This is a genomic window from Agromyces sp. NPDC060279, assembly GCF_042726785.1.
Classification (GTDB): Bacteria; Actinomycetota; Actinomycetes; order Actinomycetales; family Microbacteriaceae; genus Agromyces.
Genome location: NZ_JBHXBK010000001.1, coordinates 1,117,120 through 1,139,713 on the forward strand (window position 1 = coordinate 1,117,120; position 22,594 = coordinate 1,139,713).

General features: G+C 72.9%; 22 protein-coding genes. 6 read left to right on the plus strand and 16 right to left on the minus strand.

The features are described from left to right. Positions 1-73: 73 nt before the first annotated feature. Together ACFWE1_RS05310 and ACFWE1_RS05315 are read right to left on the minus strand one after the other, a co-directional pair. Positions 74-2,602: an ATP-dependent Clp protease ATP-binding subunit gene (locus ACFWE1_RS05310; RefSeq protein WP_376933067.1), complete on the minus strand. Its 2,529-nt coding sequence runs from the start codon at positions 2,600-2,602 to the stop codon at positions 74-76. Positions 2,603-2,766: 164 nt separating this feature from the next. After that, positions 2,767-3,213 (minus strand): hypothetical protein, encoded by a 447-nt coding sequence (locus ACFWE1_RS05315; protein ID WP_376932444.1) that lies wholly within the window; start codon positions 3,211-3,213, stop codon positions 2,767-2,769. Positions 3,214-3,304: 91 nt separating this feature from the next. Here ACFWE1_RS05315 and ACFWE1_RS05320 point away from each other — a divergent pair, with 91 nt between their 5' ends. Next, positions 3,305-4,354, plus strand: coding sequence for a pirin family protein (locus tag ACFWE1_RS05320; RefSeq protein ID WP_376932445.1), 1,050 nt, complete (start codon positions 3,305-3,307; stop codon positions 4,352-4,354). 18 nt (positions 4,355-4,372) lie between these two features. Here the strand turns inward: ACFWE1_RS05320 and cls are convergent, their stop codons facing one another. The 3 genes from cls to ACFWE1_RS05335 all read right to left on the minus strand — a co-directional run bounded on the left by cls (position 4,373) and on the right by ACFWE1_RS05335 (position 6,813). Continuing rightward, on the minus strand, positions 4,373-5,842 hold the full coding sequence (gene cls, locus ACFWE1_RS05325; RefSeq protein WP_376933068.1) for a cardiolipin synthase: 1,470 nt from the start codon (positions 5,840-5,842) through the stop codon (positions 4,373-4,375). Between the two features lie 9 nt (positions 5,843-5,851). Beyond that, complete coding sequence (locus tag ACFWE1_RS05330; RefSeq protein ID WP_189083612.1) at positions 5,852-6,028, minus strand: hypothetical protein; 177 nt, start codon at positions 6,026-6,028, stop codon at positions 5,852-5,854. A 65-nt stretch (positions 6,029-6,093) separates the two neighbouring features. After that, positions 6,094-6,813: a DUF1684 domain-containing protein gene (locus ACFWE1_RS05335; RefSeq protein WP_376932446.1), complete on the minus strand. Its 720-nt coding sequence runs from the start codon at positions 6,811-6,813 to the stop codon at positions 6,094-6,096. Between the two features lie 130 nt (positions 6,814-6,943). Between ACFWE1_RS05335 and ACFWE1_RS05340 the strand changes: the two genes are divergently transcribed. Genes ACFWE1_RS05340 through ACFWE1_RS05360 form a run of 5 tightly spaced genes read left to right on the plus strand, consistent with a single transcriptional unit; the run spans position 6,944 to position 14,202 of the window. Continuing rightward, positions 6,944-9,601 (plus strand): ABC transporter substrate-binding protein, encoded by a 2,658-nt coding sequence (locus ACFWE1_RS05340; protein WP_376932447.1) that lies wholly within the window; start codon positions 6,944-6,946, stop codon positions 9,599-9,601. Next, positions 9,598-10,590, plus strand: a complete 993-nt coding sequence (locus ACFWE1_RS05345; protein WP_376932448.1) for an ABC transporter permease — start codon at positions 9,598-9,600, stop codon at positions 10,588-10,590. The genes ACFWE1_RS05340 and ACFWE1_RS05345 overlap by 4 nt, the downstream gene beginning before the upstream one ends. Beyond that, positions 10,587-11,444, plus strand: coding sequence for an ABC transporter permease (locus tag ACFWE1_RS05350; protein ID WP_376932449.1), 858 nt, complete (start codon positions 10,587-10,589; stop codon positions 11,442-11,444). Before ACFWE1_RS05345 ends, ACFWE1_RS05350 begins: the two co-directional genes overlap by 4 nt. Continuing rightward, entirely contained in the window at positions 11,441-13,126 is a 1,686-nt protein-coding gene (locus ACFWE1_RS05355; RefSeq protein WP_376932450.1) for an ATP-binding cassette domain-containing protein, read from the plus strand. Before ACFWE1_RS05350 ends, ACFWE1_RS05355 begins: the two co-directional genes overlap by 4 nt. Then, positions 13,123-14,202 carry a peptidase C39 family protein gene (locus ACFWE1_RS05360; protein ID WP_376932451.1) on the plus strand — a complete coding sequence of 360 codons (1,080 nt, stop codon included), beginning with the start codon at positions 13,123-13,125 and terminating at the stop codon, positions 14,200-14,202. The genes ACFWE1_RS05355 and ACFWE1_RS05360 overlap by 4 nt, the downstream gene beginning before the upstream one ends. 85 nt (positions 14,203-14,287) lie before the next feature. Here the strand turns inward: ACFWE1_RS05360 and ACFWE1_RS05365 are convergent, their stop codons facing one another. From ACFWE1_RS05365 to folE, 11 genes are all read right to left on the minus strand, one after another. Continuing rightward, positions 14,288-14,422: a hypothetical protein gene (locus ACFWE1_RS05365; protein ID WP_269060687.1), complete on the minus strand. Its 135-nt coding sequence runs from the start codon at positions 14,420-14,422 to the stop codon at positions 14,288-14,290. Positions 14,423-14,424: 2 nt separating this feature from the next. After that, positions 14,425-15,942, minus strand: a complete 1,518-nt coding sequence (gene lysS / locus ACFWE1_RS05370) for a lysine--tRNA ligase (RefSeq protein ID WP_376932452.1) — start codon at positions 15,940-15,942, stop codon at positions 14,425-14,427. Positions 15,943-16,012: 70 nt separating this feature from the next. Further along, a complete protein-coding gene (panC, locus tag ACFWE1_RS05375) occupies positions 16,013-16,873 on the minus strand; it encodes a pantoate--beta-alanine ligase (RefSeq protein WP_376933069.1) in 861 nt (286 codons plus the stop codon). A 20-nt stretch (positions 16,874-16,893) separates the two neighbouring features. Continuing rightward, on the minus strand, positions 16,894-17,652 hold the full coding sequence (locus ACFWE1_RS05380; RefSeq protein ID WP_376932453.1) for a Rossmann-like and DUF2520 domain-containing protein: 759 nt from the start codon (positions 17,650-17,652) through the stop codon (positions 16,894-16,896). Next, a complete protein-coding gene (locus ACFWE1_RS05385; protein WP_376932454.1) occupies positions 17,645-19,318 on the minus strand; it encodes a PH domain-containing protein in 1,674 nt (557 codons plus the stop codon). The genes ACFWE1_RS05380 and ACFWE1_RS05385 overlap by 8 nt, the downstream gene beginning before the upstream one ends. After that, positions 19,315-19,830 (minus strand): PH domain-containing protein, encoded by a 516-nt coding sequence (locus ACFWE1_RS05390; protein WP_376932455.1) that lies wholly within the window; start codon positions 19,828-19,830, stop codon positions 19,315-19,317. The genes ACFWE1_RS05385 and ACFWE1_RS05390 overlap by 4 nt, the downstream gene beginning before the upstream one ends. Next, on the minus strand, positions 19,823-20,287 hold the full coding sequence (locus ACFWE1_RS05395; protein WP_376932456.1) for a DUF3180 domain-containing protein: 465 nt from the start codon (positions 20,285-20,287) through the stop codon (positions 19,823-19,825). The genes ACFWE1_RS05390 and ACFWE1_RS05395 overlap by 8 nt, the downstream gene beginning before the upstream one ends. Continuing rightward, on the minus strand, positions 20,284-20,769 hold the full coding sequence (gene folK / locus ACFWE1_RS05400; protein WP_376932457.1) for a 2-amino-4-hydroxy-6-hydroxymethyldihydropteridine diphosphokinase: 486 nt from the start codon (positions 20,767-20,769) through the stop codon (positions 20,284-20,286). Before folK ends, ACFWE1_RS05395 begins: the two co-directional genes overlap by 4 nt. After that, positions 20,766-21,155: a dihydroneopterin aldolase gene (gene folB / locus ACFWE1_RS05405; protein ID WP_376932458.1), complete on the minus strand. Its 390-nt coding sequence runs from the start codon at positions 21,153-21,155 to the stop codon at positions 20,766-20,768. The genes folK and folB overlap by 4 nt, the downstream gene beginning before the upstream one ends. Further along, the gene (gene folP, locus ACFWE1_RS05410) at positions 21,139-21,930 is read right to left on the minus strand and encodes a dihydropteroate synthase (protein WP_376933070.1); all 792 of its coding nucleotides are present in this window, start codon (positions 21,928-21,930) and stop codon (positions 21,139-21,141) included. The genes folB and folP overlap by 17 nt, the downstream gene beginning before the upstream one ends. A 31-nt stretch (positions 21,931-21,961) precedes the next feature. Continuing rightward, complete coding sequence (gene folE / locus ACFWE1_RS05415) at positions 21,962-22,585, minus strand: GTP cyclohydrolase I (RefSeq protein WP_376932459.1); 624 nt, start codon at positions 22,583-22,585, stop codon at positions 21,962-21,964. Between the last annotated feature and the right edge of the window lie 9 nt (positions 22,586-22,594).

The window sequence follows — 22,594 nt, forward strand, 5'->3', positions numbered from 1 at the left end:
ACGGTAAACGGGCGGAAACGGCGGATGCCCCGTGCTCGTCGAGCACGGGGCATCCGGAGTCGGCCGGCGGGGACTACTCGCCGGAGGCGGCCGCCAGGTCGGGCGTCGCCGAGCCGGTGCCGAGCGCCGCATTGGTGTTCACGCCGACGTTCGCGGGCAGGGCCCGCTGCGTCGTCACGAAGACGAACTCGCCGTCCTGGAAGTCGACCTTCACGTGGTCGCCCGAGTTGAGCTCGCCGTGCAGGATCTTCTCGGAGAGGCGGTCCTCCACCTCGCGCTGCACCGCGCGGCGCAGCGGACGGGCGCCGAGCGCCGGGTCGAAGCCGACCTCGATCAGGCGGTCCTTCGCTTCGGAGGTGAGCTCGATCGTCATGTCGCGGTCGAGCATGCGCTCGCCGAGCCGCTTGACGAAGAGGTCGACGATCTGCTTGAGCTCGGCCTTCGACAGCTGCGGGAAGACGATGATGTCGTCGACGCGGTTCAGGAACTCCGGCTTGAAGTGCTTCTTCAGCTCCTCGTTGACCTTCGCGCGCATGAGGTCGTAGCCCGTGCGCGTGTCGCCCTCCATCTGGAAACCGACGGGGCCGCCCGAGATGTCCTTCGTGCCGAGGTTCGTCGTCATGATGATGACGGTGTTCTTGAAGTCGACGACACGACCCTGACCGTCGGTGAGACGACCCTCCTCCAGAATCTGCAGGAGCGAGTTGAAGATGTCCGGGTGGGCCTTCTCGATCTCGTCGAAGAGCACGACCGAGAACGGCTTGCGGCGCACCTTCTCGGTGAGCTGGCCGCCCTCCTCGAAGCCGACGAAGCCGGGAGGGGCGCCGAACAGGCGCGAGACCGTGTGCTTCTCGCCGTACTCCGACATGTCGAGCGAGATCATCGCCGCCTCGTCGTCGAAGAGGAACTCGGCGAGCGCCTTGGCGAGCTCGGTCTTGCCGACGCCCGTGGGGCCGGCGAAGATGAACGAGCCCGAGGGGCGCTTCGGGTCCTTGAGGCCGGCGCGGGTGCGGCGGATCGTGCGGCTGAGCGCGGCGATCGCGTCCTCCTGGCCGATGACGCGCTCGTGCAGCGCCTTCTCCATGAAGACGAGGCGGCTCGACTCCTCCTCGGTGAGCTTGAACACCGGGATGCCGGTGGCCTGGGCGAGCACCTCGGCGATCAGGCCCTCGTCGACGACCGCGGTCGTCTTGACGTCGCCCGACTTCCACTGCTTCTCGAGGCGCAGCCGCTCGCCGAGGAGGTTCTTCTCCTCGTCGCGCAGCGACGCCGCCTTCTCGAAGTCCTGCTCCTCGATCGCGGTCTCCTTCGCGGAGCGCACGGTCGCGATCTTCTCGTCGAACTCGCGCAGCTCGGGCGGGCTCGAGAGGATCGAGAGGCGCAGGCGCGCGCCGGCCTCGTCGATCAGGTCGATCGCCTTGTCGGGCAGGAAGCGGTCGGAGATGTACCGGTCGGCGAGGTTCGCCGCCGCGACGATCGCGCCGTCGGTGATCGACACCTTGTGGTGCGCCTCGTAGCGGTCGCGCAGGCCCTTCAGGATGTTGATGGCGTGCGGCAGGCTGGGCTCGTTGACCTGGATCGGCTGGAAGCGGCGCTCGAGGGCCGCGTCCTTCTCGAAGTGCTTGCGGTACTCGTCGAGCGTCGTCGCGCCGATGGTCTGCAGCTCGCCGCGGGCGAGCAGCGGCTTCAGGATCGAGGCGGCGTCGATCGCGCCCTCGGCCGCGCCGGCGCCCACGAGCGTGTGGATCTCGTCGATGAAGACGATGATGTCGCCGCGGGTGCGGATCTCCTTCGTGACCTTCTTCAGGCGCTCCTCGAAGTCGCCGCGGTAGCGGCTGCCCGCGATGAGCGAGCCGAGGTCGAGCGAGTAGAGCTGCTTGTCCTTCAGCGTCTCGGGCACCTCGCCCTTGACGATCGCCTGCGCGAGGCCCTCGACGACGGCGGTCTTGCCGACGCCGGGCTCGCCGATGAGGACGGGGTTGTTCTTGGAGCGGCGGGAGAGGATCTGCATGACCCGCTCGATCTCCTTCTCGCGCCCGATGACCGGGTCGAGCTTGCCCTCGCGGGCGGCCTGCGTGAGGTTGCGGCCGAACTGGTCGAGGATCTGCGAGCCGCCCTGGGCCTGCTGCTGCTCGTTCGCGCCGACCTGCACCTGCTCCTTGCCCTGGTAGCCGGAGAGGAGCTGGATGACCTGCTGGCGCACGCGGTTGAGGTCGGCGCCGAGCTTCACGAGCACCTGGGCGGCGACGCCCTCGCCCTCGCGGATGAGGCCGAGGAGGATGTGCTCGGTGCCGATGTAGTTGTGGCCGAGCTGCAGCGCCTCGCGCAGCGACAGCTCGAGCACCTTCTTCGCGCGCGGCGTGAAGGGGATGTGCCCGGTCGGCTGCTGCTGGCCCTGGCCGATGATGTCCTGCACCTGCTCGCGCACGGCGTCGAGCGAGATGCCGAGCGACTCGAGCGCCTTCGCCGCGACGCCCTCGCCCTCGTGGATGAGGCCGAGCAGGATGTGCTCGGTGCCGATGTAGTTGTGGTTCAGCATCTTGGCCTCTTCTTGGGCCAGGACGACGACACGGCGGGCGCGGTCGGTGAATCTCTCGAACATCATCAACTCCTCGTCGACGCCGGCTGTGTGGGCATCGATACAACGAGCGTAAACAAGGCGGATGGCTCGCGGGGCGCTGTTCGCCGTGGGCGCACCGGACTTGACGAACGACGACGGGCCGCCGGCGCACGCAGCGCCGACGGCCCGTCGGGTGGCCCGGCTCCCTACTTGATGGGGAGGACGAACTTCTCGTCGCCGAGCAGCACCGTGAGCTTCTCGGTGGTGGTGACGTTCATCGGGGTCCAGAAGACCGTGGTGTGCGGCACGTAGTCCATGGTGCAGGGCGTGGTCGCGTCGGGCTCGGGCACGACGATCTCGACCGTGTTGCCCTCGCCGGCCGGCTTCAGCACCTTGATGTCGGTGCCGACGACCGGGCAGGTCGAGGAGCCGAAGGTGGTGACGGCGAGCTTGCCGCCGAGCTCGAGCCACTGCGCCTGCAGGGCGCTCTCCTCGCCGCCGGTCTCGTGGCCGGCCTCGCCGTGCTCGGCCTCGGGCAGACCCGGGAAGTTCTCGACCGGGCTCGTGCCCGGCGCGCACGCCGAGAGGAGGAAGACCGATGCCAGCGCAGCAGCGGCCAGCGACGCACGACGGATGCCCGTGGAAGAAACCATGCGCCCATGTTATCGGCTGCCGGGCGCCGGGTTGAAGCGGGCGCCGGAGGGCTCGCCGGGAGGCTCATCCGACGGGCATAGGATGCCTCGCATGAGCAACCTCGAGCGGGACCCGGTCGAACTGCGATGCCACGCCGAGGGCGCCGGGGCCGCGATCGAGGTGCTCCGCCCGCGCGACGTGCCGCTCGGCGGCCCGCGCGCCATGCCCGTGCGGCGAACCCTGCCGCAGCGCGGCCGCACGACCATCGGCGCGTGGTGCTTCGCCGACCACTACGGCCCCGACGACGTCGCCGAGACGGGCGGCATGGTCGTGCCGCCGCACCCGCACACCGGGCTGCAGACCGTGAGCTGGCTGTTCCAGGGCGAGATCGAGCACCGCGACTCGACCGGCAGCCACGCGCTCGTGCGCCCCGGCGCGGTGAACCTGATGACCGCGGGCCACGGCATCTCGCACTCCGAGGTGTCGACGCCGGCGACCACCACCCTGCACGGCGTGCAGCTCTGGGTCGCCCTGCCCGACGGCTCGCGCGACGTGGCCCCCTTCTTCGAGCACGCCGAGGTGGGCGAGGCGAGCGTCGACGACGCCGTCGTGCGCGTCTTCGTCGGCACGCTGCCCGGGCTCGACGACGAGGCGGCCGTCACGGTCTTCACGCCCCTCGTCGCGGCGCAGATCGACCTGCCGGCCGGCGGCGAGGCGTGGATCGAGCTCGAGCCCGGCTTCGAGCACGGCATCCTCGTCGACCGCGGTCCCGTGCACCTCGCGATCGCCGCGACCGAGGACGAGGACCTCGAGGCGATGGTCGGCGGCGACCCGCTCGCGGTCGCCGGGCACACCGCGACGCTCGAGCGGGCCGAGCTCGGCTACCTGCCGCCCCGGCACGAGGGCGTGCGGCTGCGGGCCGGCGCCGAGCCGGTGCGCGTCGTGCTGCTCGGCGGCACGCCCTTCGGCGAGGAGCTCGTGATGTGGTGGAACTTCATCGGCCGCAGCCATGAGGAGGTCGCCGAGTTCCGCCGCCAGTGGCAGTCCGAGGTGATCGGGCGGGACAACCCGGACGGGCGCTTCGGCACCGTCGCGGACTACCCGGGCGAGGCACTGCCCGCGCCCGAGCTGCCGACCGTCCGGCTCAAGCCGCGCAGCTGACGCGGCCGGGCGGCTGCGCTACTGCAGCGCCGAGGTGAGCCGGGCGAGGTTGTCGAGCACGGTCGAGCGCAGCGGTTGCTTCAGCCACTCGTCGAGGGTGAGCTCGCGGCTGTCGCGGCGGTAGCCGTCCTCGATCCGCCGCATCTCGCGCACGAAGGAGGAGCCGCGCACGAGCAGCGACACCTCGGCGTTCAGCTCGAAGGAGCGGATGTCCATGTTCGAGGAGCCGATGACGGCGACCTCGTCGTCGACGGTGAAGTGCTTGGCGTGCAGGATGTACGGCGCCTTGTACATGTAGATGCGCACGCCCGCCCGCAGCAGCGCCTCGTAGTAGGAGCGCTGCGCGTGGTAGACGAGGGCCTGGTCGCCGATCTCGGAGACGAAGAGCTCGACGTGCACGCCGCGCTGGGTGGCGCCGCTGATCGCGCGGAGCATGGCCTCGTCGGGCACGAAGTACGGCGAGGTGATGATGAGCTTCTCGCGGGCGGCGTAGAGCAGGGCGAGGAAGAGCTTGAGGTTGTTCTCGTTCGGGAAGCCGGGGCCGGAGGGCACGACCTGGCAGTCGAGCGCCTGCGCCTCGCCCGGCTGCGAGAACGCCCCGTCGAACTCGTCGCGCTGCGGCGGCTCGTCGGTCTCGAGGTACCAGTCGGTCGCGAAGATCGCGTCGAGGCCCGAGACGATCGGCCCTTCGAGGCGCGCGACGAGCTCCTTCCATTTGAGCCCGCGGCGCTGGTTGCTCTTCTTGTTGTAGCTGCGGTCGATCACGTTCTGCGAGCCGAGGAAGCCGATCTCGCCGTCGACGACGAGGATCTTGCGGTGGTTGCGCAGATCGGGCCGCTGGTACTTCCAGCGCCACGGCTGCACGGGCAGCATGAGCTGCCAGCGCACCCCCATCTCGTCGAGCTTGCGGAGCGTCTGCCGGTAGCCGGCGACCCGCGCCGAGGCGATGTGGTCGAGCAGCACCCGCACCTCGACCCCGCGGTCGACGGCCGCGCCGAGGGCGTCGAAGAAGGCGGCCGTGGTGCGGTCGTACGCGAAGATGTAGAACTCGACGTGCACGTAGCGCTTCGCGTCGTGCACGGCGTCGGTCATCGCGGCGAGCGAGCCCTCGTAGTCGCCGATGAGCTGGGCGCTGTTGGAGCCGATCAGCGGCATCGCGCCCAGATTGCGGTTCAGCCGCACGACCCCCTCGAACCAGTCGGGCCAGCCGGCGGGGTCGCTCGCCCGCTCGACGCCGTGCGTGGACTCGCGGATGAAGCGGTCGACCTCGGCCTGACGCTTGCGCCGTCCGCGCGGCAGCTTGGGGTTGCCGATCAGCAGGAAGATGAGCGCCCCGAGGATCGGGATGAAGAAGATGGCGAGCAGCCACGCCATGCCGGCCGTGGGCCGGCGGTTGCGGGGGACGACGATGACGGCGACGACGCGCACGACGAGATCGATCAGGATGACGACGCCGGCGGCGATCAGCGCCACCTGCTCCCCCGTGATCACAGAGGCCTAGCCGGCGTGGCGCTCGCGCGCCCGCTTCGCGCGCTCTTCGGCTTCGATGCGGGCGTACGCCTTGCGCTCGTTGCGATCGGCGCGCATGAGCGCCCGCATCACGAACCAGAAGATGAGTCCGATGAGCACGGTCGGCGCCAGCGACCAGATCGCATTCGCCCAGAAGTCGTCCATAGCCCCCTCAGGATATACGGCTCCGCCGGAAATTCCGCCTCAGCCGGGGAATCCGACTCGCCGATTCAGCCGACGACGCGCTCGCCGGCCCGAACCGGCACCGACCAGCGGTTGCCGGGCACCGGCAGCACGCAGACGTAATGGTCGGAGAAGGCGCACGGCGGCAGGTAGGCGCGGTTGAAGTCGACGACCGCCAGCTCGCCCTCGGGGACCGGGAAGCGGAGGAAGCGGAAGGGATGACTCTCCTCACCGCTCGTCGCGTCGGAGAAAGCCGCGAAGTACCAGCCCTCGTCCTCCTGCACGGCGAGGGCCACGGCCTGGCCGTCGAGCTCGAGCTCGACCACGGCGTCGAAGGCGCCCAGGGCCGAGTGCCCGTCGACCGAGGTCGTCGGCTGCTCGCTCGTGCGGCGCCGGACGATGCCCGGCACGCGCGCCGCGGGGTCGAGCGGGAAGCGTTCGATGCGGGACAGGCCGCGCCGCGCGGCGGCGCCGGGGTCGAGCACGCGCAGCGCGAACGAGCCGTCGCGCTCGAAGGCGCGGACGAGGATGCCGCCGAGTTCGGCCTCCTCGCCGGGCGCGAGCCGGAGCGCCGCGCCGTCGAGCCCGTCGACCGCCTCGCCGACGACGACGCCGTCGGCCGCGTGCCAGCGACCGGGCACTCCCTCGAGTTCGAGCGGCTCGGTCCAGAGCCAGTGCGTGGCCGCGAGGCTCGCGATGCCCCGCTCGCCCCAGACGCGCTCCTCGCGCTCCCGCACCCAGTCCTCGTGCGCCGCCCGCAGATCCATGCCACCTCGCTGTGTCTCGTGTGCCGAACTCATCGTGCCAGCTCATCGTGGCAGTTCCTCGACGACGCCCGGTGACGCCCGCCTACATATTGTTACGCCATCGAAACATGAACATCTATAGCCTGCCCCTATGGACGATGAGGGCTTCGTCGAAATCGACGCACTGACCCGTGCGCTCGATGTGCACTCGCTGCGAATCCTGGTCGCGATCGACCGCACCGGGTCCATCAGCGCGGCCGCCCGCTCGCTCGGCTACAGCCAGCCGACCATCACCCAGCACGTGCAGCGGCTCGAGTCCCGCCTCGGCACCGCGCTCGTCGCCCGCACCGCCCGCTCGGCGGCCCTCACCCCCATCGGCGCCCTGCTCGCCACGCACGCCCCGCGCATCGACGCGAGCCTCACGGCCGCGGCCACCGAACTCGCCCGGGCCCTCGGCCACCGGGTCGGCACCGTGCGCATCGCCGCCCCCGCCGAGGCCATCGCGACGACGATCGCCCCCGCGCTCGCCCGCATCGCGGCCGAACTGCCGGGAATCGAGGCCCGCCTCATCGAGGCCGGCACCGAGGAGGCGCTCGAACTCGTCCGCTCCGGCCGTGCCGACATCGCCGTCACCACCAGCGACTCCGGCGAGCGCGGCGCACGACTCCGCCGGGCGGGACTCCGCTCGACGTTCCTCTACGCGGAGGAGCTCGTCGCCGCGGTGCCCGCCACGGAGGCCGGCGCCCTCGACGCGCGCGTCGAGGCATCCGCGCTCACCGGGCTGCCCTGGATCTTCGGCGACGGCACCCGCTCGGCGCTCGTCGCCGAGCTCGTCGGCCGGGAGGACGCGACGGGCGACCTCCGTGTCTCCCGCCCGGACGCCGCCCTCGCCCTCGTGGCCGGCGGCCTCGGCGTCGCGTTCCTGCCCGAGCGGGCCTTCGTGACCGCGCCGCCGCCCGGGGTGCGCGCGCTCGGGCTGCGCCCCGCCTGCTCCACCCGCACCGTCGCCGTGACGCTCGCCGAGGCGAGCGCCATCCCCGCCGTCGCGGCGAGCCTCCGCATGCTCGCCGCGCGCCGTCCGAACGGACTCGAGGTCGAGGCGCTCGCCGACGCCCGCCGCCGTTCGCACGGGCACCGCGCGCGCTTCGCGCAACCCATCGCCCTCGCTCCGCTCCCCCGACCCCTCGAGGAGGAATCCCCCATGTCCGTTTCCCCGCGTTCCCGCGCCGCGCGCGCGGGCGCCGCAGCGGCCGGCGTGCTGCTGCTGGCCGCCTGCGCGACCGGCGCCCCCGACCCCGGCACCGGCGTCGGCGCCGACACGGGCGAGGAGATCGACCACATCACGGTCGCCCTCCCCGGCTCGCTGTCGAACCTCTACGTCGGCCAGGAGGCCGGCATCCTGAACTACTACATCGCCTCGATCGCGCAGGAGGGCCTCGTCTCGGTCGACGCGCAGGGCCGCGTGCAGCCCGGGCTCGCCGAGTCCTGGGAGCAGACCGACGACGTGACCTACGTCTACGAGCTGCGCGACGACGCCGAGTTCCAGGACGGCACGCCGGTCACCGCCGACGACGTCGTGTACAGCCTCGAGCAGGCGCGCGACGAGACGGTCTCCCCCGGGCTCGCCTACTACCTCGCGGGCGTCGACACGATCGAGAAGACGGACGAGCACGAGGTGACGATCACGCTCACCGCGCCCGACGCCGCGTTCGCCTCGAACATGAGCTCCGGCGGCGCCGCGTTCATCAGCTCGCAGGCGTTCTGGGAGCAGAACGCCGGCAAGGTCGGCACCGCGGAGTCGCTGCTGCTCGGCACCGGCCCGTACCAGGTCACCGAGTTCGTGCCCGACTCGCATGTGCAGCTCGAGCGCGTCGACACCTGGTGGGGCGAGCTGCCGAAGGTGAAGTCGATCACGGTCGAGTTCATCCCCGACGAGTCCACCCGCCTCCTCGCCGCACAGTCCGGCGACGTCGACGTCGCGTTCAACGTGCCGCTCGCGCAGGCGAGCCAGTGGGAGAAGCTCGACACCATGCGGGTCGAGTACGTGAACGACCTCTCCTACGTGGGCCTGTACTTCAACACCTCGCTGCCGCCCTTCGACGACCCCAAGGTGCGCGAGGCCTTCGCGCACGCCGTCGACCGCGACGCCGTCGTCGACAAGCTCCTCCGCGGGCACGGCGAGGCCGCGACCGCGATCATGACGCCCGAGTCGCTCGGCAAGGCCTACGACGCCGACGAGGCGCGCACGGTGCTCGCCGAGATCCCGCAGTACGACTTCGACCTCGACGCAGCCAAGGCCGCCCTCGCCGCCTCCGGCCACCCCGACGGTTTCGAGGCGGAGCTGCTCACCCCCTCGACCGGCCCCCAGCTCGGCACGGCCGCGCAGTCGCTCGCCGAGAACCTCGCGTCCATCGGGGTCACCCTGAACGTCCGCGAGGTGCCGATCGAGGAGTGGCTCGCGAGCCTCGACGCCTCGTCGAGCTACGGCGTCGGCCTGATGTGGTACTTCTCGACCCTCGGCGACCCCGCCGAGGTGCCGAGCTACCTGCTCGGGCCGGGCAACCCCTCGGCGTACAGCAACCCGGAGATCGACGAGCTGCTGGCCCAGGCCGGCGCCGAGTCCGACCCCGTCGCCCGCGCCGAGCTGCTCGTGCAGGTCGAGACGCTGCAGGCCGAGGACGTCGTGAACGTCCCGCTCTGGTGGGGCCAGTCGGCGACCGCCTTCGCGAAGGACCTCGGCTTCGACGATTACAGCTCCTTCGCGTTCATCTCGTCCTGGCCGACCCGGCTCTACCGCGCCGAACTGTGACCGAGACCCTCCCCACGGCGCGCGCACCGCGACTCCGGCCCATCGGCCGGATGCTCGCGGTGCGCGTGCTCGGCACCGTGGCGATCCTGTTCGTGCTCTCGATCGTCGTCTTCTCGATGCTGCACCTCGCCCCGGGCGACCTCGTGAAGACCCTCCTCGGCACCCGCCCGGCCTCGCCGGAGGCGGTCGCCGCGATCCGCGAGCAGTACCACCTCGACGACCCGCTGCCCGTGCAGTACCTGCGCTGGCTCGGCGGGGTGCTGACGGGCGACTTCGGCCAGTCGATCCGGCTGCAGACCTCGGTCGCCGACGCGATCGGCTCGCGGCTCGGGCTCACGCTCGCGCTGTGCGGCCTCGCCTTCATCGCGGCGATCGGCACCGGCATCCCGCTCGGCGTGCAGAGCGCCGTCCGCGCCGGCGGCGTGCTCGACCGCATCGGCACCGCCCTCGGCGTCATCGGCCTGAGCGCCCCGACCTTCGCGGTCGGCCTGCTGCTGCTCTACGTGTTCGCCTACTACCTGCCGATCTTCCCCGTGTACGGCGGCGGGCGCGGCCCGCTCGACACGCTGTACCACCTGATCCTGCCCGCGATCACGCTCGCCGCGGGGCTCGGCGCGATCGTGCTGAAGCTCACCCGCACGGCGATGCTCCGCGAGCTCGACGCCGACTACGTGACGAGCGCCAGGGCGCGCGGCATCCCCGAAGGGCGCGTGCGCCGCCTCGCGCTCCGCAACGCCGCGATCCCGATCGTCACGGGCGCGAGCCTCCTGCTCACCTTCCTCGTCGGCGGCACGGTGCTCGCCGAGACGACCTACGCGCTGCCGGGCCTCGGCACCCTGCTGCAGGACTCGGTGCTGTTCAAGGACCTCGCCGTCGTGCAGGCGCTCACCCTGCTCGTGGCCCTCGTCATCGCGGTGATCGCGCTGCTCGCCGACCTCGCCTACCTGCTGCTCGATCCGCGCGTCCGCGCGAAGGGAGGCACCGCATGAGCGCCTCGCTCGGCGCCGTCGGCGTCGGCTTCCGCCGCCGCCGCGGCGTGCCCGCGACCATCGTCGTCTGCCTCATCGTGCTCGCCGCCGCGTTCCTCGCAGTCGTGCTCGGGCCGGTGCTCTACCCGGAGGCCACGAAGCAGGACATCCTCTCAAGCCTCATGCCGGCCGGCAGCCCGGGCCACCCGCTCGGCACCGACGAGCTCGGCCGGGACATCCTCGCCCTCACCGTCGCGGGCGCGGCCTCGGCGCTCGTCGGGCCCGTCTGCGTCGCGGTCGGCTCGATGCTGCTCGGCATCCTGCTCGGCACCCTCGCCGGCTACGAACGCGGCCCGCTCGACTTCGTGATCAGCCGCTGGACCGATCTGCTCCTCGCCCTGCCCGTGCTGCTCGCCGCGATCGTCGTGTCCGGCGTCTTCGGCGGCGGCTACTGGACGACGGTGGCCCTGCTCGTGCTGCTCTTCTCCCCCTCCGACATCCGCATCGTGCGGGCCGGCGTGCTCGAGCAGAGCGCGCGCCCCTACATCGAGGCCGCGCAGATGCTCTCGCTGTCGCGCTGGCGGGTGATGTTCCGGCACATCCTGCCGAACGTGTCCTCGCTCGTCATCACGAACGCGATGCTGAACGTCGCGTTCGCGCTCGTCGCGTTCTCCTCGCTGTCGTTCCTCGGCGTCGGCGTGCCGCCCGGCACGGCGGACTGGGGCCGTCAGCTCACCGACAGCCGGTCGATCATGTTCGACAACCCGGCCGCGGTGATCGTGCCCGCAGTGCTCATCATCGCGGTCGCCTGCGCCGTGAACCTCGTCGGCGATTGGCTCGGCCAGCGCCTCACCCGGAGCGGAGGCCTGGCATGACGGGCATCGACGTCACCCTCGACGGCATCGAGGGCCCCGCGGGCCGCATGGTCGAGCCGCTCTCCTTCGCGATCGCGCCCGCCGCCTCGCTCGCCCTCATCGGCGAGTCCGGCTCGGGCAAGACGCTGACGGCGAAGAGCCTCGTCGGGCTGCTGCCGCCGGGCTTCCGCGCCGCGGGGACGCTCCGCGTCGACGGCCGGGAGCACCGGCTCGAGCAGACGGATGCCTCGTGGCGGGCCGTGCGCGGCCGCGAGGTCTCGCTGCTGCTGCAGGACCCGTTCACGAGCCTGTCGCCCGTGCACCGCTGCGGGCCGCAGATCGCCTGGACCCTGGAGGCGAAGGCGGGACGGCGGCTGCCCGCCCGCGAGCTCGACGCGGAGGTCGCCCGGCGGCTCGCCGAGGTGAACCTGCCGGCCCGGGTCGCCCGGGCGCACCCGCACGAGCTGTCGGGCGGCATGCGCCAGCGCGTCGCGATCGCGGCGGCCCTCGCGAGCGACCCGCGGCTGCTCATCGCCGACGAGCCCACCACCGCGCTCGACGCCTCGAACCAGGCCGAGATCCTCGACCTGCTGCGCGAGCTGCAGCACGAGCGGGGCATGGCGATGCTGCTCATCTCGCACGACCTCGGCCTCGTCCGGGGCCGCACCGACGAGGTGCTCGTCATGCGGCACGGCGAGGTCGTCGAGCGGGGCGCCACCGGCCGGGTGCTCTCGGCGCCCGAGCATCAGTACACGAAGGCGCTCATCGCCGCCGACCCCGCGCTGGCGCTCGACGCGCCCGTGCACGCCGAGACATCCGGGCACTCCGAGGCATCCGGGCACTCCGAGGCATCCGGGCACTCCGAGGCATCCGAGCACGCCGGGGCGTCCGCCACTGACGCGGCCGCCGCCGCACCGCTCGTGCGCGCCACCGGCGTCGTGAAGCGCTTCGGCGAGCGCACGGTACTCGGCGGCGTCGACCTCGACGTCGCGGCCGGGGAGATCGTCGGCATCGTCGGCGAGTCCGGCTCCGGCAAGTCGACGCTCGCCCGCTGCATCGCGGGCCTGGAGCGGGAGGACGGCGGCACCATCGCCTTCGACGGCGCGGTGCTCGCGCCCGGCCGCCGCTCGCGGACGCCCGGGCAGATGCAGATCGTGTTCCAGGACCCGTACTCCTCGCTGAACCCGATGATGACGATCGGGCAGATCCTGCGCGAGGCGCTCGCCGTCGGCGGGCGGCCGGCGACGGAGATCGCCGGGCTGCTGGAGACGGTCGGCCTGCCCGCGGATGCCGCGGCGAAGCGCCCCGCGCAGCTCTCCGGCGGGCAGCGCCAGCGCGTCGCCATCGCCCGGGCCCTCGCGCCCCGGCCCAGGCTGCTCATCTGCGACGAGTCCGTCTCGGCGCTCGACGTGCAGGTGCAGGCGCAGATCCTCGAGCTGCTCGGCCGGCTCCGCGAGGAGCTCGGCGTCGCCATCCTCTTTATCTCGCACGACCTCGCGGTGGTGCGGCGGATCGCCGACACCGTCACGGTCGTCTGGCAGGGCCGCGTCGTCGAGCAGGGCCCCTGCGCCCGGGTGCTCGACGCACCGGTCGAGGAGTACACGAAGCTCCTCGTCGCCGCCGCGCACCGCGACCGCCCGCCCCGTCACGACCACACGCACAGTCACGACCACCGCACCGACGGAAGGACCATCCCGGCATGACCACCACCCTCTCCCCCCGGCTCGACGACGAGCTGCGCACGGCGCTCGGGCCCGCCCGTGCGGCACGCTGGGAGCTGCCCCGCGAGGCGTACGCCCCGCGGCTCGACGTCGCCCGCGACGGCGACGGCGCCGCCGTCGCCGCGGTACTGAGCTCGCGCCGCGGCGCGACCGCGGCCGTGAAGATCGTCGACGTGTGGTGGCGGAGCGAGTCGGATGCCCCGGCGGCCGCCGGGCTCGTCGACGAGCTCCTCGACCGCGCGCTCGCGAACGGCGACGCCGCCGTGAAGTGGGAGGTGCCCCTCGGCCAGGAGCTGCCGGACTTCGCCCGCGAGCGCGGCTTCACCGAGCTGCGCGCCCCGCACCCCTCCGCGGCGGGCACCCTCGGCAGCCGCGGCTTCGTGCGCTGGCTGCGCGAGCTGCCGCACGCCGAGGCGCCGTACTACGCGCAGACCACGATGTACACCTGCGGCGCCGTGACCGGCCTGCTCGCGGCGGAGGTCGCGGGAGCCGGCGGTTTCGCCGCCGATGCGGCGCCCGAGCCGTCACTCGCCGACCGCGATCTCGAGCTCGCCTTCTGGCGCCGGGCGAGCAACTATCCCGCGATCGAGCCGGTCGGGCTGGGGGTCGTCATGCGCGAGACCCTGCCGCCGGAGCGTCGCGTCGAGGTGCACCTCGACCACGACGACCCGGTGCTGATCGAGGCGTATTCGGGCTTCGAGCGCGACTTCCGCGCCGAGCTGCAGTCGGAGTCGCAGCGGCAGGCCGACGCGGTCGGCGTGCCCGTCGTGCGCGAGCGCGTCGCCGTCGCCGAGATCGCCCGGCGGGTCGCGGGCGGCGAGCTCGCCCTCCTGCTCATCGACGAGGCGCCGATGCACGGCGAGACCGGCCCGCACTGGGTGCTCGCGCACGCGGCCGACGAGGAGGTCGTCGTGATCGAGGACCCGTGGATCAGCTCCGAGCTCGGCGAGAGCTGGGTCGACACGCACGAGCTGCCGATCGCCCACGCCGACCTCGACCGCATGGTCGCCTGGGGCGAAGCCGGCTACCGCGGCGTCGTCTTCGTCGACCGGGGCTGAGCTGCGGTGGCTCCCTGAGCCCGTCGAAGGGGCGCTTCGACAAGCTCAGCGAACCAGGGCGACAAGCTCAGCGAACCAGGGCGGCTCAGCCGCCGTTGCTCAGCAGGCCCCAGACGCCCGAGCCGATGAAGTAGAGCGCGATCGCCCCGACCACGACCCAGATCATGATCCGCGAGTTCGACGGACGATCCGGGTCCCGGTCGGGGCGATCGGCGCTCATGGTCACTTCACCAGCGGGAAGAGGATGGTCTCGCGGATGCCGAGGCCCGTGATCGCCATCAGCAGGCGGTCGATGCCCATGCCCATGCCGCCCGACGGCGGCATGCCGAACTCGAGCGCCCGCAGGAACTCCTCGTCGAGCTGCATCGCCTCGGGGTCGCCGCCGGCGGCGAGGGTCGCCTGGGCGACGAAGCGCTCGCGCTGGATGACCGGGTCGACGAGCTCCGAGTAGCCGGTGGCGAGCTCGAAGCCGCGCACGTAGAGGTCCCACTTCTCGACGACGCCCTTGATGGAACGGTGCCCGCGCACGAGCGGCGAGGTGTCCTCCGGGAAGTCCATCACGAAGGTCGGCCGCACGAGCCCGCCCTTCACGTGGTGCTCCCACAGCTCCTCGACGAACTTGCCGGGGATGGGGTGGTCGATCTCGATACCCGCCGCCTCGGCGAGCTCCTCGAGGCGCGACATCGGCGTCTCGGGCGTGATCTCCTCGCCGATCGCCTCGGAGAGCGAGCCGTACATCGAGATGCGGTCCCACTCGCCGCCGAGGTCGTACTCGGTGCCGTCGGCCCAGGTCACGACGTGCGAGCCGGAGACGGCGGCCGCGGCATCCTGGATCAGCTTCTGTGTGAGGTCGGCGATCGTCGTGTAGTCGCCGTAGGCCTCGTACGCCTCGAGCATCGCGAACTCGGGGCTGTGCGTGGAGTCGGCGCCCTCGTTGCGGAAGTTGCGGTTGATCTCGTAGACCCGCTCGATGCCGCCGACGACGGCACGCTTCAGGTACAGCTCGGGCGCGATGCGCAGGTACAGCTCGGTGTCGAAGGCGTTCGAGTGCGTGACGAAGGGACGCGCCGAGGCGCCGCCGTGCATGACCTGCAGCATCGGCGTCTCGACCTCGATGAAGCCGAGGCTCGTGAAGGTCTGCCGGAGGCTCGCGTTGACCTTCGCGCGGTCGACGACGTTCTTACGGGCCTGTTCGCGGGCGATGAGGTCGAGGTAGCGCGAGCGCACCCGGGTCTCCTCGCCGAGCTCGTTGTGCAGGTTCGGCAGCGGCAGCACGGCCTTCGCCGCGATGCGCCACTCCTTCACCATGATCGACAGCTCGCCGCGACGGCTCGTGATGACCTCGCCGGAGACGAAGAGGTGGTCGCCGAGGTCGACGAGCTCCTTCCATGCCGCGAGCGACTCCTCGCCGACCTCGGCGAGGGACACCATCGCCTGGATGCGGCTGCCGTCGCCGGACTGGAGCGCCGCGAAGCAGAGCTTGCCGGTGTTGCGGAGGTGCACGACGCGGCCGGCGACCCCGACGGTCTCGCCGGAGGCCTGGTCGACGCCGAGGCCGACGAAGCGGTCGCGCACCTCCGGGATCGTGGTGGTGATGGGCAGGCGCACCGGGTACGCGCCGCCGCCGAGGTCGCCGGCCTCGTCGATCAGCCGCGCGCGCTTCTGGAGCCGCACGGCCTTCTGCTCCGAGATCTCCTCGGCCGTGGGTTCGGTGGGCTGGTTCGGCGTCTCGTCGGCCATGCTTCTCTCTCGTGGTTCTCGCGGATCGCGGTGCGCGCTCGGAATCGTGCGACCACCAGCCTACTTGCGGTCAGCCGAGCACGACGCGCCGGTTGTCGATCAACCGGGTCGCGCCGACCCGCGCGGCGACGAGCGCAAGCGCGGGACCGCTCGCGTCGTCGGCCACGGGCAGGAAGGTGTCGGGGTCGACGATGACGAAGTAGTCGAGCTCGGCGCCGTCGTGGTCGCCGAACGCGGCGACCGCCTCGGCGAGGGCCTCCTGGGCGCCCTGCGGTGCCGCAGCGGCGGCCGCGGCGAGCGCCTCGGACAGCACGAGCGCCGTGCGCCGCTCCGGCTCGCCGAGGAAGCGGTTGCGGCTGGAGAGCGCGAGCCCGTCGGCCTCGCGCACCGTCTCGACGACCTCGATGTCGAGGGGGAAGTCGAGCTCGCGGACCATGCGGCGCACGAGGTGCACCTGCTGGGCGTCCTTCTGGCCGAACACGGCCACGTCGGGCTGCACGAGGTGCAGCAGCTTCGCGACGACCGTGAGCATGCCGTCGAAGTGCCCCGGCCGGGAGGCGCCCTCGTAGAGCCCGCCGACCTCGCCCGCGACGATGCGCGTCTGCGTCGGGCCGTCGGGGTACATCTCGTCGACGGCGGGGGCGAACACGAGCGCCGCGCCGGTGCCGCGGAGCGCGGCGACGTCGGCGTCGAGGGTGCGCGGGTAGCGCTCGAGGTCCTCGTTCGGCCCGAACTGCAGCGGGTTCACGAAGATCGAGACGACGACGAGCTCGGCGAGTTCGCGGGCGCGCGCGACGAGCGCAAGATGGCCGTCGTGCAGGGCGCCCATGGTCGGGACGAAGGCGACGGATGCCCCGCCGGCCCGCGCCTCGGCCACGCGGGCCCGCAGCTCGGCGATCGTGCCGACGACGGCGGGCAGGTCGGCGGGCAGGTCGGCGGGCGTCGTGTCGTTCACCAGCGTCCTCCAAGGGGATCGTCGTGCGCGCCCGGCTCGCCGAGACCGGTCGGGCCGTCGAGCCCCGGTCCCTCGTCGTGCCGGGCCAGGGCGTTCTCGACCGCGCTGCGCACGAGCGGGGCGAGCACCGCGCCCGGGCGGCTCACGCCGAGCCCGCCGAGGATGCCGCTCGCCTGGTCGACGATCGCCGAGGAGAACGAGACGGCCGTGCCGATGGCCTCGGCGTAGGCCGGGCGCGCGGACTCCTCGACGACGAACGGTTCGCCGCCCATCTCCACGACGAGCGCCTGCGCGATCGGCAGCACGGGCGCGGGCGCGGTGACGGCGAACCACGCCCCGGCGAGCCGGGCGAGGTCGATGCTCGTGCCGGTGAAGCTCATCACGGGGTGCACGGCGAGCGGGATGGCCCCGGCCCGACGGGCGGGATCGAGCACGCCGGCGCCGTACTCGGCGGCCGTGTGCAGCACGAGCTGGCCCGGCTGCCAGTCGCCCGTCGCGGCGAGGCCCTCGACGAGGGCGGGCAGCTCGGCGGCGGGCACGGCGAGCAGCACGAGCTCGCTGCGGCGGACGACCTCCGGAGTGGTGAGCACGGGCACGCCGGGCAGCATCGCGTCGGCGCGCTCCCGGCTCGAGTCAGAGACGGCGGTCACCCCGGTGAGGGCGTGCCCCGCGCCGCCGAGTGCGGCGGCGAGCACCGCGCCGACCCGGCCGGCCCCGACCGTGCCGACCCCGAGGCGTCCGGCCCGCTCAGGCATCCGCCGTCTCCCGTCCCCAGTGCTGCGAGCGGTCCTCGTTCGCGCGCTCGACGGCCTCGTCGGCGAGCTGCGCGAAGAGCGCCTCGCCGGCCTCGCGGTCGATGACCGGCAGGCTCGGCACGACGGGCCCGACGACGGTGTGCAGCCGCAGTTCGGCGAGCCCGAGCCCCCGACGCACCGGCCCGGCGGAGAGCGCTACCGACTGCATCCGCGCGAGCGGCACGAGCACGAGCCGCCGCACGAGCGAGCCGCGCCGGAGCAGGGCGATGCCGTCGGACACCGACCAGCCGATGCGCCGCCACGAGAAAGGGTGCAGCCAGGCGCCCCGCTTCGGCGTCGCCGAGAAGCGGTCGCCCTCACGCCCGGCGCGGCCGGTGAGCCCGCTGCCGATCTGCGCGGCGACGGCGCCGTCCTCGGCCGCCTCGGGCAGCAGCAGGGCGATGACGCGCTGCACGTCCTCGGCGGTGCCGACGGGCAGCACCTGCGTGCGCTGCGCCGCCTCCGAGCCGTTCGTCACGGACTGACCGGCGACGTTGATGCGCACCGACCACCACCCGAAGGGGCGCCAGAAGATCCACTGCGTCGCCTCGACGGCGTGGATGCGGCCGGGCGGGATGGTGTGGTTCGCCGTCGAGAGCAGGCCGTAGCCGACCCGCACGCCGTCGGGCGTGCCCGCGATCGAGTAGCGCAGCGACTTCGTGATGCGCGACCAGAGGTAGCTCACGATGCCGATCGCGGCCGGGACGAAGGTGAACAGCATCCAGAGCTGACGGCTGACGATGCCCGCCACGACGATGCCGGCGAGGGCGAGCATCCACAGCGCGGCGCCGCCGAGCAGGGTCGAGCCGACGATGCGCCCGACGGGGATGTGCACGACCGACTCGGGCGGGGCGAGCTCGGGATCGAGCTCGGGGGCCAGGAACTCGTCGACCCGCTGGCCGACGATCGCGCCCGCGCGCGAGCCGATCGTGGCGGGCTCGGCCGCCGGCGCGGCGCCCGGCAGCGGCTCGGCGGCCGCGTCGCCGCTCGTGACGGTCGGCAGCGCGACGGCGGAGGCCGGGCCGCTCTTCGTCGCCCGCGCGCCGGAGGCGAGGCGCAGGATGTCGCGACGCAGCCCGTCGGTGAGCGAGGAGCCGAGGTAGGCGAGCTGCATGTTGCCTGACTGGCCCGCCACCTGCACCTCGAGCTTCGCGGCGCCGAACAGGCGGGCGAACACCGGCCGGGTGATGTTGATGCCCTGGATGCGGTCGAGCCTGGCGCTGCGGTGCGAGCGGAACAGGATGCCGCTTCGCACCTCGACCGCCTCGGGCGTGACGCGGAAGGTGTGCATCCGCCAGGACAGCCAGAAGCCGGCGATCACGAGCACGACGACGAGCAGCACGCCGAGCAGCGCCCAGCCGACGAGGTTGTTCGCGACGATGCCGCCGATCGGGTCGCGGCCCCAGTCGTTCTCGTCGCTCCACTCGCCGAAGCCGTCGTCGAGCTGGCCGGGGGCGAAGATCACGAGGAAGAACTCGACGACCCGCTCGCGCAGGTTCGCGATCACGAAGCCCGCGATCGCGATGAACACCAGGCCGCCGCGCAGCAGCGGGCTCGCCGGGTGCAGCCGGTGCCACTCGCCGTCGGCGAGGTCGACGACGGGCTTTGCGGGGGCGGCTCCGCTCACAGGCCCGCCCGCCGGGACTCGGCGAGTGCGACGAGCTCGTCGCGCAGGCGGTCGGCCTCCGCCTCGGGGATGCCGGGGACGGTGACCGCCGTGGCGGCCGCGGCGGTCACGAACTTCAGCTCGGCGAGGCCGAGCGCGCGGGCGACGGGCCCGCGGGTGATGTCGACGAGCTGCATGCGGCCGTAGGGCACCGCGACCTGGCGCTGGAACATGATGCCGCGGCGGAACAGCAGGTCGTCCTCGCGGAGGCGGTAGCCGATCGAGCGCACCCGGCGGGGCTCCAGGGCGATCGCGACGAGCGCGACGAGCGCCACCGCGCCGGCGGCCCACGGCGCCCACCAGAGCCCCCAGAGCGAGGAGGCGACGAGCAGGGCGGCCACGATGATCGCGGTCGTGACGATCGAGCCGATCACCTCGACGACGAGGTACTTCGGCGAGACGCGGCGCCACTCGGCGTCGGGCGTGAAGCGGTGCGCGGGCTGCTGCTCAGGGTGGTCCGACTGTTCAGGCATGGGCGGGCTCTTCATCCTCGGGGTCGTCGGGCGGAAGCGTGCAGAAGTGCTCGGCGACGAGGCCGGCGGCGAGCAGCAGGACGGCGCCGATCGCCGTCGCCGCGGCGAGCCAGACGGTGCCCGCCTGGGGCACCACGGTGCGGCTCAACAGGAAGAGCGTGATGCCGAGCCCGAGGCCGGCGACGAGCGCGCCGCTCAGGCTGCATGCCTTCGCGAGCACGGCGACGCGCATCGCGCGGAACGGGTCGACCCGGCGTCCGGTGCCCTTGACCGCGCGGCGGATCGGCCAGGCGAGGGCGACGACGACCGCGCCGACGCCGACGAGCGTGATCGGCAGCGAGACCGGCGGGACCAGAGCGTTGCCGCCCGCGGTGACGATCGCGAGGTCGCCGAGGTAGCCGAGCACGAGGCCGAGCGCCACGAACGCGACGATCACGGGGGCGTGGGTGCGCTTCATCGGCGGTGCACCTCGTCACTCGCCGCGGCGCGGAGCTCGGCCACCGTGCCTCGGCCCGCGACGACCGCGTCGGGGTCGACGTCGAGCCAGGGCTGCAGCACGAAGGCCCGCTGCCAGGCCCGCGGATGCGGCAGTTCGAGCCGGGCGTCGGTGAACTGCGCACCGCCGTGGTCGATGAGGTCGAGGTCGAGGGTGCGGTCGCCCCAGCGCTCCTCGCGCACCCGGCCGTGGGCCTGTTCGAGCCCCTGCAGCACGTCGAGCAGGGCGAGCGGCCCGAGCTCGGTCTCGAGCAGCAGCACGCCGTTGAGGTAGCCGGGGGCGTGGTGGTCGACGCCGGAGAGCTTGATGGCCGGCGTCTCGTACACGGGCGAGACCGCGACGAGTTCGACGCCGGGGGTGTCGGCGAGCGCGGCGACGGCCTGGGCGATGGTCGCCTCGCGATCGCCCAGGTTCGCGCCGAAGGCGACGACGGCCCGGGTCACGCTCGGCTCCTCGTGATCGTGACGGCGACGTCGTCGAAGAGCACGCGGATGGGCGCCTGCGGCTTGTGCACCGTCACCTCGACGGCCTCGGCCGCCTCGAAGCCGAGGGCGATCTGCGCGACCCGCTCGGCGACGGTCTCGATGAGGTCGACGGGGTCGCGCTCGACGCCCTGCACGACGGCCTCGGCGAGTTCGCCGTAGTGCACGGTGCGCGCGAGCTCGTCGCCGCGGGCCGCCGCGGCCAGGTCGACGAACACGGTCACGTCGATCACGAACTCCTGGCCGTCGGCGCGCTCGAAGTCGAAGACCCCGTGGTGCGCGAACACGCGCAGCCCGGTCAGGGTGATCCGGTCTCCCCCGGTGCGCGCGTCAACCACGTGCTCCATGCTGCCATGCTCCGAGGACGTCGAGGGCGAGCCGGGTCGCCGCGACGTCGTGCACGCGCACCGCCCAAGCCCCGGCCTGCGCCGAGAGCACGCTCACCACAGCGGTCGGCAAGTCCCTCGCCTCGACCGGGGCGCCATCGGGCAGCAGGCCGCCGAGGAAGCGCTTGCGGGACGCGCCGACGAGCACGGGGAAGCCGAGCGCCTGCAGTTCGCCGAGGCCGGCGAGCAGCTGCCAGTTGTGCTCGGCGCGCTTGGCGAAGCCCAGCCCGGGGTCGAGCACGATTCGCTCGGGGGCGACGCCAGCGGCGACGAGGGCGTCGACCCGGGCGGCGAGCTCGTCGCGCACCTCGCGCACGACGTCGTCGTACTCGGCGAGCCCGTCCATGCGGTCGGAGTGGCCGCGCCAGTGCATCGCGACGTAGCGGGCGCCGCTCGCGGCGGCGATCTCGGCCATGGCCTCGTCGGCGAGCCCGGCGGAGACGTCGTTGATGAGCTCGGCACCCGCCTCGACGGCGGCCTGCGCGGTCGAGGCGCGCATGGTGTCGACGCTCACCCGGTGGCCGCGGGCGGCGAGCTCGGTGACGACGGGGATGACCCGGCGGAGCTCCTCGGCGGGCTCCACCCGCGCGGCGCCCGGCCGCGTCGATTCCCCGCCGACGTCGAGCAGCTCGGCACCGGCCGCCGCGAGCTCCAGGCCGTGCGCGATGGCCAGCTCGGGATCGAACCAGCGTCCGCCGTCGCTGAAGGAGTCGGGCGTCACGTTCACGACGCCCATCACGAGCGGCGTCACCGGCACGGTGGGCACGTCAGTCACGCGGGGCCCCGATGAGGGCGACGATCTCGGCCCGCGCCGCGGGCTCGGCGAGGGCGCCCCGGCTCGCGATCGTCACGGTCGAGCTGCGCTCCTGGCGGGAGCCGCGGGTCGTGACGCAACGGTGCTGCGCGTCGAGCACGACGAGCACGCCCTTCGGCTCCAGGCCCGTCTCGAGCGCGTCGGCGATCTCCTCAGCGAGCCGCTCCTGCAGCTGCGGGCGGCTCGCGAGCGTGTCGACGACGGCCGGGATGCGGCCGAGACCGACCACGCGGTCGCCGGGGAGGTAAGCCACGTGCGCCGTGCCGACGAAGGGCAGCAGGTGGTGCTCGCACACCGAGCGGAAGTCGAGGTCGCGCAGCACCACCGCATCCGAGGTCGTGGGGGTGTCGGCATCCGCCCCGCCCTTCGCCCGGCGGATGCCGGCGTCGAGCGGCACCGCGTCGGCGAGGTGCACGAGCGGGTCGACGGCGAGCCCGCCGAAGAACTCCGCGTACGCCTCCGCCACCCGCTGCGGGGTGCGGGCGAGCCCGGGCCGCGTCGGGTCCTCGCCGATCGCGAGCAGGATCTCGCGCACGGCGCGCTCGATGCGCTCCTGGTCGACGCCGGGTGTCGTCATCCCCGCCCC